General features: G+C 68.7%; 12 protein-coding genes and 1 pseudogene. 6 read left to right on the forward strand and 7 right to left on the reverse strand.

Translation table 11 applies throughout. The features are described from left to right. The 4 genes and pseudogenes from hisG to dcd form a co-directional block, all read right to left on the reverse strand. Positions 1 to 121 (reverse strand): annotated as a pseudogene (gene hisG, locus WC493_RS14440) (ATP phosphoribosyltransferase); the annotation flags it as partial. After that, the gene (locus tag WC493_RS14445; RefSeq protein WP_373066233.1) at positions 121 to 555 is read right to left on the reverse strand and encodes a DUF2948 family protein; all 435 of its coding nucleotides are present in this window, start codon (positions 553 to 555) and stop codon (positions 121 to 123) included. The pseudogene hisG and the gene WC493_RS14445, both read right to left, overlap by 1 nt. Beyond that, positions 555 to 1,814 (reverse strand): UDP-N-acetylglucosamine 1-carboxyvinyltransferase, encoded by a 1,260-nt coding sequence (gene murA / locus WC493_RS14450; RefSeq protein ID WP_373066253.1) that lies wholly within the window; start codon positions 1,812 to 1,814, stop codon positions 555 to 557. Before murA ends, WC493_RS14445 begins: the two co-directional genes overlap by 1 nt. Before the next feature lie 13 nt (positions 1,815 to 1,827). Further along, complete coding sequence (dcd, locus tag WC493_RS14455; RefSeq protein WP_373066234.1) at positions 1,828 to 2,382, reverse strand: dCTP deaminase; 555 nt, start codon at positions 2,380 to 2,382, stop codon at positions 1,828 to 1,830. Between the two features lie 147 nt (positions 2,383 to 2,529). On the opposite strand from dcd, the gene WC493_RS14460 reads away from it, so the two are divergent. Genes WC493_RS14460 through WC493_RS14470 form a run of 3 tightly spaced genes read left to right on the forward strand, consistent with a single transcriptional unit; the run spans position 2,530 to position 5,218 of the window. Continuing rightward, on the forward strand, positions 2,530 to 3,864 hold the full coding sequence (locus WC493_RS14460) for an anthranilate synthase component I family protein (protein WP_373066235.1): 1,335 nt from the start codon (positions 2,530 to 2,532) through the stop codon (positions 3,862 to 3,864). Beyond that, positions 3,861 to 4,427 (forward strand): aminodeoxychorismate/anthranilate synthase component II, encoded by a 567-nt coding sequence (locus WC493_RS14465; protein ID WP_373066236.1) that lies wholly within the window; start codon positions 3,861 to 3,863, stop codon positions 4,425 to 4,427. Before WC493_RS14460 ends, WC493_RS14465 begins: the two co-directional genes overlap by 4 nt. Next, on the forward strand, positions 4,424 to 5,218 hold the full coding sequence (locus WC493_RS14470; RefSeq protein WP_373066237.1) for an aminotransferase class IV: 795 nt from the start codon (positions 4,424 to 4,426) through the stop codon (positions 5,216 to 5,218). Before WC493_RS14465 ends, WC493_RS14470 begins: the two co-directional genes overlap by 4 nt. 7 nt (positions 5,219 to 5,225) lie before the next feature. On the opposite strand, the gene WC493_RS14475 is transcribed toward WC493_RS14470, so the two are convergent. After that, positions 5,226 to 5,366, reverse strand: coding sequence for a hypothetical protein (locus tag WC493_RS14475; RefSeq protein WP_373066238.1), 141 nt, complete (start codon positions 5,364 to 5,366; stop codon positions 5,226 to 5,228). A 127-nt stretch (positions 5,367 to 5,493) separates the two neighbouring features. Between WC493_RS14475 and WC493_RS14480 the strand changes: the two genes are divergently transcribed. From WC493_RS14480 to WC493_RS14490, 3 genes are all read left to right on the forward strand, one after another. Then, positions 5,494 to 7,035, forward strand: coding sequence for an AMP-binding protein (locus tag WC493_RS14480; RefSeq protein ID WP_373066239.1), 1,542 nt, complete (start codon positions 5,494 to 5,496; stop codon positions 7,033 to 7,035). A gap of 157 nt (positions 7,036 to 7,192) precedes the next feature. Continuing rightward, complete coding sequence (locus WC493_RS14485; RefSeq protein WP_373066240.1) at positions 7,193 to 7,903, forward strand: EF-hand domain-containing protein; 711 nt, start codon at positions 7,193 to 7,195, stop codon at positions 7,901 to 7,903. Positions 7,904 to 8,138: 235 nt separating this feature from the next. Beyond that, complete coding sequence (locus WC493_RS14490) at positions 8,139 to 13,322, forward strand: MG2 domain-containing protein (protein ID WP_373066241.1); 5,184 nt, start codon at positions 8,139 to 8,141, stop codon at positions 13,320 to 13,322. A 15-nt stretch (positions 13,323 to 13,337) separates the two neighbouring features. Here WC493_RS14490 and thiD read toward each other — a convergent pair whose 3' ends face one another. Both thiD and glmM read right to left on the reverse strand, forming a co-directional pair. Further along, entirely contained in the window at positions 13,338 to 14,162 is an 825-nt protein-coding gene (gene thiD, locus WC493_RS14495; protein ID WP_373066242.1) for a bifunctional hydroxymethylpyrimidine kinase/phosphomethylpyrimidine kinase, read from the reverse strand. Continuing rightward, on the reverse strand, positions 14,159 to 15,511 hold the full coding sequence (gene glmM / locus WC493_RS14500; protein WP_373066243.1) for a phosphoglucosamine mutase: 1,353 nt from the start codon (positions 15,509 to 15,511) through the stop codon (positions 14,159 to 14,161). Before glmM ends, thiD begins: the two co-directional genes overlap by 4 nt. Positions 15,512 to 15,516: the final 5 nt, after the last annotated feature.

Genomic DNA, 15,516 nt, shown 5'->3' on the forward strand with positions numbered 1-15,516 from the left:
CGTCGTCGAAGGCGGGCTCCGGGGTCAGGCCCACGCGGTCCAGCAGCGGCCGCAGTTCCTTCAGGATGCGGCCCTTGGGCAGGGCGAAGACCAGGCCTTCGTTGGGGGACTTGGTGACCATCAGGGGTTCTCGTCGCTCTCGTGCTTCGGGGCGTGCTTGGTCGACCACGGTTCGGTCAGGTCCTTCAGCCCGCCTTCCACCACCTCGGCGTCGAGGCGGATCTGGGCGCCGCCGGCGAACACCAGGTCGATCGTTACCCCGTTTTCCTGTTCCTCGACCGCGACGGTGAGCAGGTCCAGGACCTGCGCCACCGCCTGGCGGTCGATACCCTTGACCCGGACCGAGCGGACCTGGTCGAAATGCAGGCCGCAGCGCCGCCGCATCGCCTTGCCCTCGCTCTCCCAGCAATAGCGGTTGGCGACCAGGGCGAAGCGCTTGGCGCGGCCGAGATAGACGAGATCGGCCGTCTTCACCACGGCATCCTGCATCACCGCGGCGACCACCTTGAGGTCGTCGGTGTCGGCGAAACCGAGGTTGAGGCCGGCCGTCGTCATCACTCCGCCATGCGCTGGATGTTGGCGCCCACGGCGCCGAGCTTTTCTTCGACCCGTTCGTAGCCGCGGTCGAGGTGATAGATGCGGTTGACCACCGTCTCGCCCTCGGCGGCGAGGCCGGCCAGCACCAGGCTGATCGAGGCGCGGAGGTCGGTCGCCATCACCGGCGCGCCCTTGAGCCGCGGCACGCCGCGCACCAGGGCGGAGGCGCCGTGGACGGTCACATTGGCGCCCATGCGGGCCAGTTCCGGCACATGCATGAAGCGGTTCTCGAAGATCGTCTCGGTGATCATGGCGGCGCCGTCGGCGGTCGCCATCAGGACCATGAGCTGGGCCTGGAGATCGGTCGGGAAGCCGGGATAGGGCTGGGTCATGACGTCGACACCAGTGACGCGATGGCCGTTCCGCTTCACCTTCATGCCACGCGCCGTCGGCGTCACTTCGACGCCGCAGCGGTTCATGACCTCGATCACGTCGTCGAGCGTGTCGGGCCGGGCGCCCACCAGTTCGACCTGGCCGCCAGCGACGCCCACGGCCATGGCATAGGTGCCGGTCTCGATCCGGTCGGGCAGGATCGAATAATGCGCCCCGTGCAGGGCCGCCTTGCCGCGGATCACCAGCCGTTCCGTGCCGACACCGGAAATGTCGGCCCCCATGGCCTGCAGGCATTGGACGAGATCGGTGATCTCCGGCTCGCGCGCGGCATTGTCCAGCACGGTCTCGCCGTCGGCCAGGGTCGCCGCCATCAGGAGGTTCTCGGTCGCCCCGACCGAGACGAAGGGGAAGCGGATGGTGGCGCCCTTCAGGCCCTTGGGTGCCGTCGCATGGACATAGCCGTCCACGAGCTCGATGGTCGCCCCCATGGCTTCCAGGCCCTTGAGGTGCAGGTCGACCGGGCGGGTGCCGATGGCGCAGCCGCCGGGCAGCGACACCTTGGCCTCGCCCATGCGCGCGACCAGCGGGCCGAGCACGAGGACGCTCGCCCGCATCTTGCGCACGATGTCATAGGGGGCGGTCGTGTTGGTGATCGCCTTGGCGGTGATCTCGGCGTGATGCGGCGTCCGCAGCACTTCGGCGCCGTGCTGTTCGACCAGGCCCAGCATGGAGCCGATGTCGGCCAGTTCCGGCACATTGTCGAGCACCAGGGGCTCGGCCGTCAGCAGGCCGGCGGCGATCAGGGGCAGGGCCGCATTCTTGGCGCCAGAGATCGGAATCTCGCCGAACAGCTCGCCCGCGGGGCGGATCAGGATACGCTGCAATGCCATTTCGCTCTCAAAGCCTCGGCAGGGTCACGCCGGTCTGGCCCATATATTTGCCTGCCCGGTCGCCATAGGACGTCTCGCAGGGCATGTCGCCCTGGAGGAACAGGAACTGGCAGGCGCCTTCGTTCGCATAGATGCGGGCGGGCAGCGGCGTGGTGTTGGAGAATTCCAGGGTCACGTGACCTTCCCATTCCGGTTCGAGCGGCGTCACGTTGACGATGATGCCGCAGCGGGCATAGGTGCTCTTGCCGAGGCAGATCACCAGAACGTCCCGCGGGATCCGGAAATATTCGACCGTGCGGGCCAGCGCGAAGGAATTGGGCGGGATCACGCAGCAGTCGGTCTTGCGGTCGACGAAACTGTCGGCCGAGAATTTCTTCGGGTCCACCACCGCCGAATTGACGTTGGTGAAGATCTTGAACTCGTCCGCCACCCGCGCGTCATAGCCGTAGGACGACAGGCCGTAGGAAATCACGCCTTCGCGCTTCTGTGCTTCGACGAAGGGCTCGATCATGCCCTGTTCCTTCACGAGCCGGCGGATCGAGATGTCGGACAGAATGGCCATGGAAGGTCTTTCGGCGGGCTTGGCGTGACGTCGGTTGGCTTTCGACCGCTTATCTAGAGCCTTTTGCCGCATTTTGAAACCGGCTAGAGGGCGGCCCAGCATTGCGGCGCTGTTGCCTGAGGGGCGGCGGATTGCCACAAAGGCGCCATGGCGATGCTCTCTCTCGGCCCGCTCGATTCGTTTCAGGCGCTGCGCCGGCTGGCGCCGCTCGGCGATGTCGTTTTGCTCGACAGCGCACTCCGCCATCCCGGCCTCGGCCGCTTCTCCTTTCTGACCGCCGGCAGCCATCCGCTGTTCGAGATCCGGCAGGGCACCGCCTTCTGGCGCGGGACGCCGGTGGCCGGGCCGCCGCTGCCGGCGCTCCGCCGTATCCTGGCGCTCGGTAAGCCGGCGGAAGCGGCGGGGCTCCCGTTCCGGGGCGGCGCCCTCGGTTTCCTGACATATGAGGCGGGGCGGTTGTTCGAACGCCAGCCGGTCTTCGCCGAGACCTTGCCCCAGGCCCGTTTCGTGTTGCCGGACTGGCTGATCGTCTTCGACCACGGAAGGGACGAAGCCTTCCTGTTGACCGGTCTGATGCCCTGGGCACCGGCCGGGCGGGCGGCGCGGCTCCGCAGCCTGCTCGACGCACCGGCACCGCCGCTGCCGGACGCCCTCGGCCTCGAGTGGCGGGCGGAGTGGCGGCCGGCGGAATTCAAGGCGGCGGTCGAGCGGGTGATCGCGGCGATCCTGGCCGGCGACCTGTTCCAGGCCAATATCGCCCAGGGCTTCACGGCGGATCTGCCCGAAGGCTTCGACGACCTCGCGCTCTACGACCGGCTGCGGCGCTTCAACCCGGGCGATTTCGCCGCCTTCCTCCGCTTCGGCGACGTCGCCATCGCCTCTTCCTCGCCCGAGCGTTTCTTCAGGGTGGCGGGCGGCCGGGTGGAGGCGCGGCCGATCAAGGGGACGATCGCGGCGACAGGCGATGCCGCCGCCGATGCCGCCCGCCTGGCCGGTTCGGCCAAGGACCGGGCGGAGAACGTGATGATCGTCGACCTGTTGCGGAACGACCTCTCCCGCGTCTGCCGGCCCCATTCGGTGCAGGTGCCGGAACTCTGCGCCATCGAAGCCTATGCCGGCCTCTCGCACATGGTCTCGACCGTGACGGGGATGCTGCGTCCCGGCCTGGATGCCCTCGACCTCCTGGCCGCGGCCTTTCCCGGCGGTTCGATCACCGGGGCGCCCAAGCCCAAGGCGATGGAACTGATCGGCGCGATCGAGGGGCGGGCGCGGGGCATCTATTGCGGTTCGATCGGCTATCTCGGCTTCGACGGCACGGCTGATTTCTCGATCGCCATCCGTACCTTGACGCTGGCCGGCGGCAAGGCACGCTTCGAAGTGGGCGGCGGCATCACCGCACTCTCCGATCCCGCGGCCGAATATCGCGAGACCATGGTGAAGGCGGCGCGCATCTTCGCGGCCACCGGGGGGATGGCGCCGTGATCCTGCTGATCGACAATTACGACAGTTTCGTCTTCAACATCGCCCGCTATGTCGAGGAGCTGGGGCAGGCGGTCCGGGTCGTGCGCAACGATGCCATCACCCCGGCCGAGGTGGGCGCGCTGGCCCCCCGCGCCCTCGTGCTCTCGCCCGGGCCCTGCGCGCCCGACCAGGCGGGCGTCTGCCTCGAGCTGATCCGGCGCTTTTCGGGTGCGATTCCCATCCTGGGCGTCTGCCTCGGGCACCAGTGCATCGGCCAGGCCTTCGGCGGTACAGTGGTGCGGGCGGTGCGGCCGCTGCACGGCCATGCGACCCCGATCGAGCACGAGGGCCGGGGCCTGTTCGCCGGCTTGGCCCAGCCCCTCGCCGTCGGGCGCTATCATTCCCTGGTGGTGGCGCCGGACGTTCCGGCGCCGCTGCGCGTCACCGCACGCTCGGCCGAGGGAGAGGTGATGGCCCTCGAACACGAGAGCCACCCGACCTTCGGCGTGCAGTTCCACCCCGAATCCGTCCTGACCGAGGCGGGCCACGCCCTGCTGCGCAATTTCCTGGAGGCGGCGCGATGATCTGGTGCAACGGCGAGCTCTACGACCAGGGGCCGATCCCGCTCGACCCCGCCGACCGCGGCCTGCTGCTGGGCGACGGCGTGTTCGAGACGATCGCCGTCTTCCACGGCAGGCCCTTCCGCCTGGTGCAGCATCTGGAAGCGCTGGAAGACGCGGCGGCGGCCCTCGGCTTCGCGCTGCCGCGGGCGACGGTCGAACGCGCCGTCGCCGATCTCGTCGCCGGCCTGGCGGGCGGGCACGGTGCCCTGCGCATCACCGTGACCCGGGGGGCGGGGCCGCGCGGCCTGGCGCCGCCGGCCGAACCCGCACCCGTCGTACTGGCGACCACGGCGCCCTGGAGCGAGGCCATGGCCTTCCAGCCCATCCGCCTGGCCACCGTCTCGATCCGGCGGAACCCGACTTCGCCCCTGTCGCGGATCAAGTCGCTCGCCTATCTCGACAATGTCCTCGCCTTCCAGGCCGCGCGCGCCGCGGGTGCCGACGATGCCTTGATGCTGAACACGGAAGGCCGGGTCGCCAGCACCTCGATGGCCAATCTCTTCCTGCTGCGCGACGGCCGCTTGCTGACCCCGCCGGTCGAGGATGGCGTCCGCCCCGGGATCATGCGCGAGCTGCTGCTCGCCTGCGGCGCGGTGGAGGCATCGCTGATGCCGGAGGATCTTGCGGCCGGCGCTGTCTTCGCCACCAACAGCCTGCGCCTGCTCCAGCCCGTGACTGCGATCGACGGCCGGGCCAGCGCGCCGGTGCCGGCCGAGGTGATCGCCCGGCTGAGGGCCGCCTGCGGGCTCTGAGCCCCGCTCAGTCTTCCTTTTTCTCCGCTTCGGCCTCGCGGCCGCGGGACTGGGTCTTGCGGCGATGCAGATTGTCGCGGAGCGCCTTGGCCAGGCGTTCGGCCTTCAATTCGGCTTCGGTCTTGGGGGGAGTGGGTTTTTCGGTCATGGCGGAGAGAGCGAGGGCTGCGAGATCAAGATGACGAGGCCGTCAGCTTTGGTTAGGCTGGCCCGGCATCATAACGACAAGCGACCAGGGCGGGCAAACCGCCGGCGCAAAAAGCGAGGAGACGCCGATGCATCCAGGGGTTCACGCCGCCACCAATCCGTCCAAGATCGCCTATCGCATGGCCGGCAGCGGCTTTGCCGTCACCTACGGCGAGCTGGAAGCCAGGGCCAATGCCTGCGCCCATATGTTCCGGGCGCTCGGCCTGAAGCGGGGCGACGGCATCGCGATCATCCTCGAGAACCATCCGCGCTTTTATGAGATCACCTGGGCGGCGCAGCGCTCCGGCCTCTATTACACGGCGATCTCGACCCGGCTCACGGCCGGTGAAGCCGCCTATATCGTGAACGATTGCGGCGCCAAAGTGCTGATCTCGTCGAAGGCCATGGGCGAACTGGCGGCCGGGGTGGCGGCCGAGGCGCAGGGCCTGACCGCCCGCCTGATGCTGGACGGCACCCTGCCGGGCTTCGAGGCTTACGAGGCGGCGGTCGCCGGCCGGCCGGAGACGCCGATCGCCGACCAGTCGGAAGGCGCCGACATGCTCTATTCCTCCGGCACCACCGGGCGGCCCAAGGGCGTGAAGATCGCCCTGCCGGAAGAGCCCTATGGCACGCCGGGCAAGCTCTTCATGCTGAACGCGGCGCTCTATTCGCCGGACGCCGACACGGTCTATCTCTCGCCGGCACCGCTCTACCACGCGGCCCCCTTGCGCTTCTCGATGACCATGATGCGCTTCGGGGCGACCGTGATCGTGATGGAGCATTTCGACGCCGAGGAATATCTCCGCCTGATCGAGACCTTCCGGGTCACCCACAGCCAGGTGGTGCCGACCATGTTCGTCCGCCTGTTGAAGCTGCCGGAAGAAGTGCGCGCGAAATACGATGTCTCCTCGCTCCGCTGCGTCATCCATGCCGCAGCGCCCTGTCCGATCCCGGTCAAGGAACAGATGATCGCCTGGTTCGGCCCGGTCATCGTCGAATATTACGCCGGCACCGAAGGCAACGGCTTCTGCGCCATCACCAGCCCGGAATGGCTGGCGCACAAGGGTTCGGTCGGGCGCGCCATGCTGGGCACGCCCCATATCCTGGACGACGACGGCACCGAACTGCCGCCGGGCGAGGCCGGCACGATCTATTTCTCCGACGGTACCGAATTCGAATATCACAACGACCCGGACAAGACGGCGTCGAGCCGGAATGCCAACGGCTGGTCGACGCTGGGAGACATCGGTTACCTGGACGAGGAGGGTTACCTCTATCTGACCGATCGCAAGGCCAACATGATCATCTCCGGCGGCGTGAACATCTACCCGCAGGAGGCCGAGAACCTGTTGATCACCCATCCCAAGGTGGCCGATGTCGCCGTCTTCGGCGTGCCCGACGCCGATTGGGGCGAAGCTGTGAAGGCGGTGGTCCAGCCGGCCGACATGGGCGACGCCGGCCCCGCCCTGGAGGCCGAGCTGATCGCCTACTGCCGGCAGCATCTGTCGCCGATCAAATGCCCGCGCACGGTCGATTTCGAGGCCGAGCTGCCGCGCCATCCGACCGGCAAGCTCTACAAGCGTCTGCTGAAGGATCGCTATTGGCAGGGCCAAGTCCGCCGCATCGCGTAAGACCCGGCAAATTCACCCCGGTCCCCGGCAATTTCTGCCCGGGACCGGGCAATTCCGGCCCGCCGGAAGGGCCGAAAACCGCCCCGGCGCTGGCCCGCCTCTTGCTTCTCCCCGAAATGGGGGTATCCACCGATGCCCCGCACCGAGAGGAGGAGTCATGACCAGTATTTCATCCCTCTCCGGCTCGTCGCAGCTCGCGCAATTGCGTGAGAGCCTGGCGGCCAAGCTGGATACGGACGGCGACGGCAAGATCAGCAGGGACGAATTCGTCGCCGGCCGGCCCAAGGACGTGAGCGAGAGCGATTCCGCAGCGCTCTATGCCAAGATCGACAAGGACGGCACCGGCGCCCTGACGGCCGACCAGTTGCAGGCCGGGCTCGAAGCCAATCGCCCGAATCCGACCGGCGGCAGTGCTGGCCTGTCGAGCGATCTGGTCGCCGCCCTGATCGACATCCTGGACAAGACCAAGACGGACGGCACGACCAGCCGTGACGGTGCATCGGGGGATGCGACCGGCACGCCGCCGTCGTCCCAGGACCTGTTCTCGACGCTCGACAGCGACGGCGACGGCAAGGTGAGCAAGGCGGAATTCCTCGCCGGGCGGCCGGACGGCCTCCGCGAGGACCAGGCCACCAGCCTGTTCGACAGTATCGATACCGAGCAGACCGGCTCGATCAGCGCCGATCAGTTCGCGGCGGCGCGGCCGCAGGGTGGTCCGCCGCCGGCCCGGAACAGCGCTTCGGCCAGCGACGGCACCGACTCGATCTCGGCCGACACGCTGAATGCGCTGGTCAATGCCATCAAGGCCTACGCATCGGCCAACAACATCTCGCTCGACCAGCCGTCGAGCGTGTCGAGCATCGGCTGAGCGGCAGCTCGATGCCTGGACAGCCGCAGAAGGCGGTGCCCGCGGCCGGGGGGGGAACGAGCCCGTGCCGAAACCGAGGTCCGGCGACGCGAGCGTGGCGCGCCGGGCACCGCCCCGAAATGCTCATGCCACCTGTGATGTCCTTCACTGCGCGACGTCGCGCGCACCAAGAATGTCTGCTGTGGGCGTTTGCCTTGGTGTAGGATGCGCCCCGCATCCGAGGGGGGATCGAATCATGAGCCGTGTCGCGTCGGCGCTCAGGAACCTGCTGCTCGTCTTCTTCGTTGTCGGGGCCGGCATCGGTACCGCCCAGGCAGGTGCTCTCGACCGCTTCAAGGAACAGTCCGACTATTACGTCAAGGATCTGACTTCCCGCGACGAAGGCAAGGCATCGGTGGCCGATGCCAAGAAGGCGGTCGATGCGGCCGAGGTCGAAGTGACGCGCCAGCGCCTGTGGCAGGCGACCGATCTCTACGAACGCGCGATCTCCCTCGGCCTCGACGATGCCGCGACCTGGTCGCGCCTGGCCGAACTCCAGCTCCAGAACAGCAACTATTGGCGCGCCATCCCGGCCGCCTACCGCGCCTATACGCTGGCGGCCCAGCCGGCGATCAAGGTCGCCGCCCTGGACATCCTGGGCACCGCCCTCGAACGGAACGACGATCCCGTGGGCGCCCTCTTGGTCTACCGCGAGGCGGCCAAGCTGAAACCGGCCCAGTTCGACGAGCATATCGCCGCCCTCGAAGAGGCGACCCGCTTCCGCGTCATCAACGCCTATGCCCGCGAAGACGCCGATACCCCCTCCCTCTGCCTCGATTTCTATGGCGAACTGCAGCCGACCGCCCATTACGAGGACTATGTCGAGGTGGCGCCGAAGTTCGACGGCGCCTTCTTCGTGCGTGGCAAGACCCTCTGCATCGAGGGCGCCCATTTCGGTGAAGCCTATCAGCTGAGCGTGGCCAAGGGCCTGCCGGGCGCCGGCGGCCTGAAGCTCGACCGGCCGGAAGAGGCCGCGATCACCGTCGGCAACCGGCCGGAGAGCCTGGGCTTCACCGAGAACGCCTATATCCTGCCCAAGGTCGGGGCGGCCGGCATTCCGCTGCTTTCGGTCAATACCGACAAGGCCAAGCTCGCCCTCTACCGGATCAACGATCGCAACATCATGCCGGCCATGGCGACCGGCAATTTCATGAATGTCCTGACCTCCTACGACGCCGACGAGATCGCCCAGAACAGCGGCGAACTCGTGTGGAAGGGCGAGGTCGACATCGAGAATGTCGCCAACAAGCGCGTGGTCACCGCGATCGACATCGAACAGATGCGCAAGACCGCGGCCCCCGGCATCTATGTCCTGACCGCGGCGCCCGCGACCGGCGAGCAGGACAGTTGGGACAGCCTGGCGACCCAATGGGTGGTGGTGACCGATGTCGGCCTGACCACCTTCACCGGCAACGACGGTCTCTCGGTCTTCGCCCGCTCGCTCTCGACCGGCAAGCCGGTGGCGGGGATCGACGTCGGCCTCTATGCCCGCAACAACGAGGAGCTGGCCAAACTCAAGAGCGACGGAAACGGCCTGGTGCGCTTCGATCCCGGCCTGATGCGGGCCGAGGGTGGCCGTTCGCCCGGCACCGTCATGGCCTTCGCCGGGGGCGGCGACTTCACCTTCCTCGACCTGACCGGCCCCGCCTTCGACCTTTCCGACCGCGGCGTCTCCGGCCGGATGCAGCCCGGCCCGCTCGACGTCTTCGCCTATGCCGAACGGGGCGTCTACCGTCCGGGCGAGACCGCCCATGTCATGGCCCTGCTGCGCGACGACGCCGGCAATGCGGTCGACAAGCTGCCGCTCACGCTGAAGATCATGCGTCCCGACGGGGTCGAGGTGGAACGCCGCGCGCTCCAGCCGAACGGGGCCGGCGGCTACGACATTACCTGGGCGATCAGCGGCACGGCCCGCACCGGCACTTGGACCCTGACCTGGCACACCGATCCCGAGAAGCCGGCGATCGGCAGCCTGAGCGTCCTGGTCGAGGACGTGGTGCCGGCCCGGATCGAGACCAAGGTGGTGGCCGACGCCAAGGCGGCCGACCCGGCCCGCCCGGTCACCCTCACGGTCGATGCCAAATATCTCTTCGGCACACCGGCCGCCGACCTCCGCACTTCGGTGCAGGTCGTCGTCGGTGCCGCCACCGATCCCTTCCCGGATCACGAAGGCTATCGCTTCGGCCTGGTCGACGAGACTGTCGAACAGCAGCGCATCAACCTCGACGACGAGACGACCGACGCCAAGGGTCACGCCGCCTTCCAGATCGCGCTCGACAGCCTGCCGGACACGGTGCAGCCCCTGGTCGCCATGATCCGCGCCGATGTCTTCGAGACGAGCGGCCGCCCGGTTTCCCAGCGCCTGGAACTGCCGATCCACAACAAGCCGCTCTGGCTCGGCATCAAGCCGGGCTTCGCGGACGACGAAGTGGCCGAGGGCGGCGTGCCGGCCTTCGACCTGATCGCCCTCGACCAGTCGGGCCGGGCGCGCGATGCCGCCGGGGTCCGCTGGCTCCTGGTGCGTGAAGACTGGGACTACCAGTGGTCGTTCAAGGACGGCGGCTGGACCTATGAGATCGTCGTGCGCGACAAGGCGATCGGCGCCGGCACCGTCGACCTCAAGGCGGCCGGCCCGGTCCGGCTGGAGACGCCCAAGGTCGATTACGGCCGTTATCGCCTGGAACTGACCGATGCCTCGGAAGGGGCTGCGTCCTCGACCCGCTTCCATGCCGGCTGGTATGTCCCGCCCTCGATCGGCGAGACGCCGGACAAGATGACGGTGGTCGCCGACAAGCCGCAATATGCCCCGGGCGAGACGGCCAAGATCCGCGTCCAGGCCCCCTTCGCGGGCGAGCTGCTGCTCACCATCGCGACCGACAAGGTGGTGGAGACCCGGACCGTCAGCCTGCCGGCCGAAGGCACCTCGGTCGATATTCCGGTGGCGGAATCCTGGGGGGCCGGCGCCTATGTCCTGGCCACCGCCTTCCGGCCCGGTGACGCCGATGCGGCGCGCGGGCCGGGGCGGGCGATCGGCCTCGCCTGGCTCGGCATCGATCCGGCGACGCGGCGGCTCCAGGTCGCCTTCGCGGCGCCGGACGCCATCCTGCCGCGTCAGAAGGTAACCATCCCGGTCGAAGTCTCCGGCATCGCCGGTGGCGCGCCGACCTATGTCACCGTGGCCGCGGTCGACGAGGGCATCCTGCAGCTGACCGATTTCGCGACGCCCGATCCGGTCGCCCGCCTGTTCGGCAAGCGCCAGCTCGGCCTCGACATCCGCGACGCCTACGGCCGCCTGCTCAATGCCAAGCTCGGCAAGCCCGGCGTGCTGCGCGAAGGCGGCGACGGCGATGCGCTCGGCCGGCGCGGGGCGCCGCCCTCCGACATCAAGCTGACTTCGCTTTTCTCCGGCATCGTCGCCCTCGACGACAAGGGCAAGGGCACGGTCTCCTTCGACGTGCCGGATTACAACGGCCGGCTCCGCCTGATGGCGGTCGCCTGGAACGGGCGCCAGGTCGGCAGTGCCGAACAGGGCCTGGTGGTGCGCGATCCCGTGGTGGTGCTGTCCTCGACCGCGCGCTTCCTCGGCGTCGGCGACAGCAGCCGGATGACGGTGACCCTGTCCAACACGGCGGGCAAGCCCGGGTCCTACAAGGTCACGCTGGCGGGCGACGACATCGTGCAATATGCCGGTACCGCACCCCAGGCCCCGGTCGACCTGCCGGTCGGCGCCACCAAGACCGTGGTGCTGCCGATCAAGGCGGTGGCCGCCGGCCTCGGCAAGCTGGCGCTGACCATCGAAGGGCCGGACGGCTTCCGTTTCGAGCGCACGGTCGGCGTCGGCACTCGCGCGCCGCAGCTTCCCTCGATCGACCGGCTGGTCCGCCAGCTCAAGCCGAAGGACGGCCTGACCATCGGCAAGAAGGCGCTGGAGCCCTATGTCGCCGGCACGCCTGAAGTGCTGCTCAGCCTGAGCCCCAGGCCCAGCGTCGATGTCGCCGGCCTGCTGCGCGGCCTCGACCGTTACCCCTATGGTTGCCTGGAACAGACCACCAGCCGGGCCTTGCCGCTCCTTTATGTCGGCGAGGTCGCCAAGCTCTGGCAGCAGCCGGACGAGCCGGATTACACGGCCCGGATCAACAAGGCGATCGCGCATCTGATGGAGATGCAGCGGGACGACGGCAGTTTCGCCCTCTGGTCCTATGCCGGCGATACCGAGGCCTGGCTGACCGCCTATGCCATGGATTTCCTGACCCGGGCCCGGGCGCGCGACATCAAGGTGCAGGACTTCGCCTACAAGCGCGGCCTGACTTGGCTGAAGCGTCATGCCGAAAACCGGCGTGACGACGGGCCGGATGCGCTCGCCTCGCGTTCCTATGCGCTCTACGTCCTGGCCGCGGCCGGCGTCGGCGAACTCGGCGCCACGCGTTACATGCATGACGCCGTCGGCCTCGACCTGCCGACCCCGCTCGCCATGGCGCAGGTCGGCGCGGCGCTCGCCCTGATGGGCGACAACGGCCGTGCCACCGAAGCCTTCGACCGGGCGCTGGCGGCCCAGGACAAGCGGGATGTCGCGCGTGACTATGGCTCGAACGTGCGCGATCTCGCCGCCATCATCACGCTGGCGGCCGAGACCAAGGTGCCGGGCATCGATCCCGCCGGACTCGCCGCCAAGGTGACCGACATGGCGTCCGGCAAGCGCTGGCTCTCGACCCAGGAGGAAGCCTGGCTGCTGATGGCGGCCCGCTCCCTCGCCGATACCGACAATGCCATGAGCGTGGCGGTCGGCGGGCAGGCGGTGGCGCCGCGCACCACCACCTATTCGGTCCGTCCGACGATCGACCAGGTGAGCGCCGGCCTCCGACTCGAGAACACGGGCGAAGGCCCGGTCTGGTACACCGGCACGGTGATCGGCGTGCCCGCCAAGGATCAGCCGGCGGGCGGCAACGGCATGGAGGTGGAGCGCCGCTTCTTCACCATGGACGGCAAGCCGATCAACCCGAAGGCGCTGCCCCAGGGTACCCAGATGGTCGCGGTCATCGCCGGCCGCACTACCTCGGGCCTGGACAACCAGCTCATGGTGATCGACCTGCTGCCGGCCGGCTTCGAGGTCGAGAATCCGCGCCTGGTCGGTTCGACCACCGCGGACGAGCTCGGCTGGCTGCCGGACATGACGCTGCCGCTCTACAGCGAGTCCCTGGACGACCGCTATGTCGCCGCCTTCGACACCAGCGGCAAGCAGGAGTTCGCGGTCGCCTATATCGTGCGTGCGGTGACGCCGGGCACCTACCGGATCCCGGCCGTCAATGTCGAGGACATGTACCGCCCCGACTACCGCGCCCATTCCGCCATGGGCACGGTCACGGTGGTCCCGGTCGAGTGACCGGGGCCCGCACCGTCAGGCGCTGAAAGGCCTGACGGTGTGGCCATGGTTCAAGGGCCCGTGGCCGGCGCCGAAGCCGGGTGCCGTGGCCAGCGCCGTGCGGACATAGGCGCGGGCGCGGCGCACCGCCGGAATGAGTTCCATGCCCTGGGCGAGCCCGGTCGCGATCGCCGAGGCGAGGGTGCAGCCGGTGCCATGGGTGCTGCGCGTCTCGATCCTCGGATCGTCGAAATAGACCAGACCGTCGGCGGTGACGAGAACGTCGCGCAGCAGGGTCCCGGTCAGATGCCCGCCCTTCAGCAGCACGGCCTTCGGGCCGAGGGACAGGAGGTCGAAGGCCGCCTGGTCCATCTCGTCGATGCCGGTGACCGGACGGCCCAGCAGGGTGGAGGCTTCGGGCAGGTTCGGCGTGATCACGCTGGCGCGCGGGATCAGCCTCTCGCGCAGGGTCTGCACCGTTTCCTCGGCGGCGAGGCGGGTGCCGCCCTTGGCCACCATGACCGGATCGACCACCAGGGTCTCGGGCGCGCTCGGCCGCTCCAGGCCGGCGAGCACCGCCTCGATCACCGCGCTCGAATGCAGCATCCCGGTCTTCACCACCTCGGCGCCGATGTCGTCGAGGCAATCGACCATCTGGGCGGTGACCACTGCGGGCTCGATCTCGGCGATGCCGTGCACGCCCAGGGTGTTCTGCACCGTGATCGCGGTGATCGCGGTCATGGCGTAACCGCCCAGTGCCGTCACCGTCTTGATGTCCGCCTGGATGCCGGCGCCGCCGCCCGAATCCGATCCGGCGACGATCAGCACCCGACCCTTGTAAACCTTGGCCTGTTTCTTCATGCCGCTGCCCGTTCCAATGCCTGAACCACTTCCGCGACCGCCCCTTCGACCAGGTTCTGGTCTTCGCCTTCGGCCATCACCCGGATCACCGGCTCGGTCCCGGACTTGCGGATGAGCAGGCGGCCGGAGGTGGCCAGGCGGTTCTCGACCGCGGCGATCGCCGCCTTCACGCCCGGATCCTCCAGCGGATGGGCGCCGCCGTTGGCGAAGCGGACGTTACGCAGCACCTGGGGCAGGGGCTGGAAGCGCCGGCACACTTCGGAGGCCGGGCGCCCCGCCTGCACCACCATGGCGAGGACCTGGAGGGCGGCGATCAGCCCGTCGCCGGTGGTGGCGAAATCGGACAGGATGATGTGGCCGGATTGTTCGCCGCCCACGTTGTACCCCGCCTCGCGCATCCGCTCGACGACATAGCGGTCGCCCACGGCGGTGCGCGCCAGGCTGAGGCCGAAACGCGCCAGATGCCGTTCGAGCCCGAGGTTGGACATCACGGTCGCGACGATGCCGCCGCCGCGCAGGCGCTCGGTGGCATGGAAATGCTCGGCCACCACGGCCATCAACTGGTCGCCGTCGACCACCTGGCCGGCTTCATCGACCAGGATCAGGCGGTCGGCGTCGCCGTCGAGCGCGATGCCGATATGGGCGTCCTGGGCCAGCACGGCCTGGCGCAGCGCCTTCACATGGGTCGAGCCGACCTCGCGGTTGATGTTGAAGCCGTCGGGGCTCACGCCGATCGAGACGACCTCGGCACCCAGCTCCCACAGCACGGTGGGGGCCACCTTGTAGGCGGCGCCATTGGCGCAATCGACCACGATCTTCAGCCCGTCCAGCTTCATGCCGCGCGGGAAGGTCGCCTTGGCGAATTCGATGTAGCGCCCGGCGGCATCGGACAGGCGCTGTGCCCGGCCGAGGGCCTGGGGCTCGGCCCGTGCGACGTCGCCCGCCTCGATGCGGCGCTCGATCTCGGCCTCGACCTCGTCGGAGAGCTTGTAGCCGTCCGGCCCGAACAGCTTGATCCCATTGTCCTGATAGGCGTTGTGGGAGGCCGAGATCATCACCCCGAGGTCGGCCCGGAGCGAGCGGGTCAACATGGCGACGGCCGGCGTCGGCATCGGCCCGACCAGCATCACGTCCATGCCGACGGCGACGAAGCCCGCCTGCAGGGCCGCTTCGAGCATATAGCCCGAGAGCCGGGTGTCCTTGCCGATGACGACGCGCGGCCGGTGGCTGCCGGTCTGGAACAGGCGGCCGGCGGCCTGGCCGACCGCCAGCGCCAGTTCCGCCGTCATGGGATCGGTATTGGCGGTGCCGCGGATGCCGTCGGTGCCGAACAGTTTGCGTGAGGTCATGGTGG

Source organism: Zavarzinia sp. (assembly GCF_041650655.1).
GTDB lineage: Bacteria > Pseudomonadota > Alphaproteobacteria > Zavarziniales > Zavarziniaceae > Zavarzinia.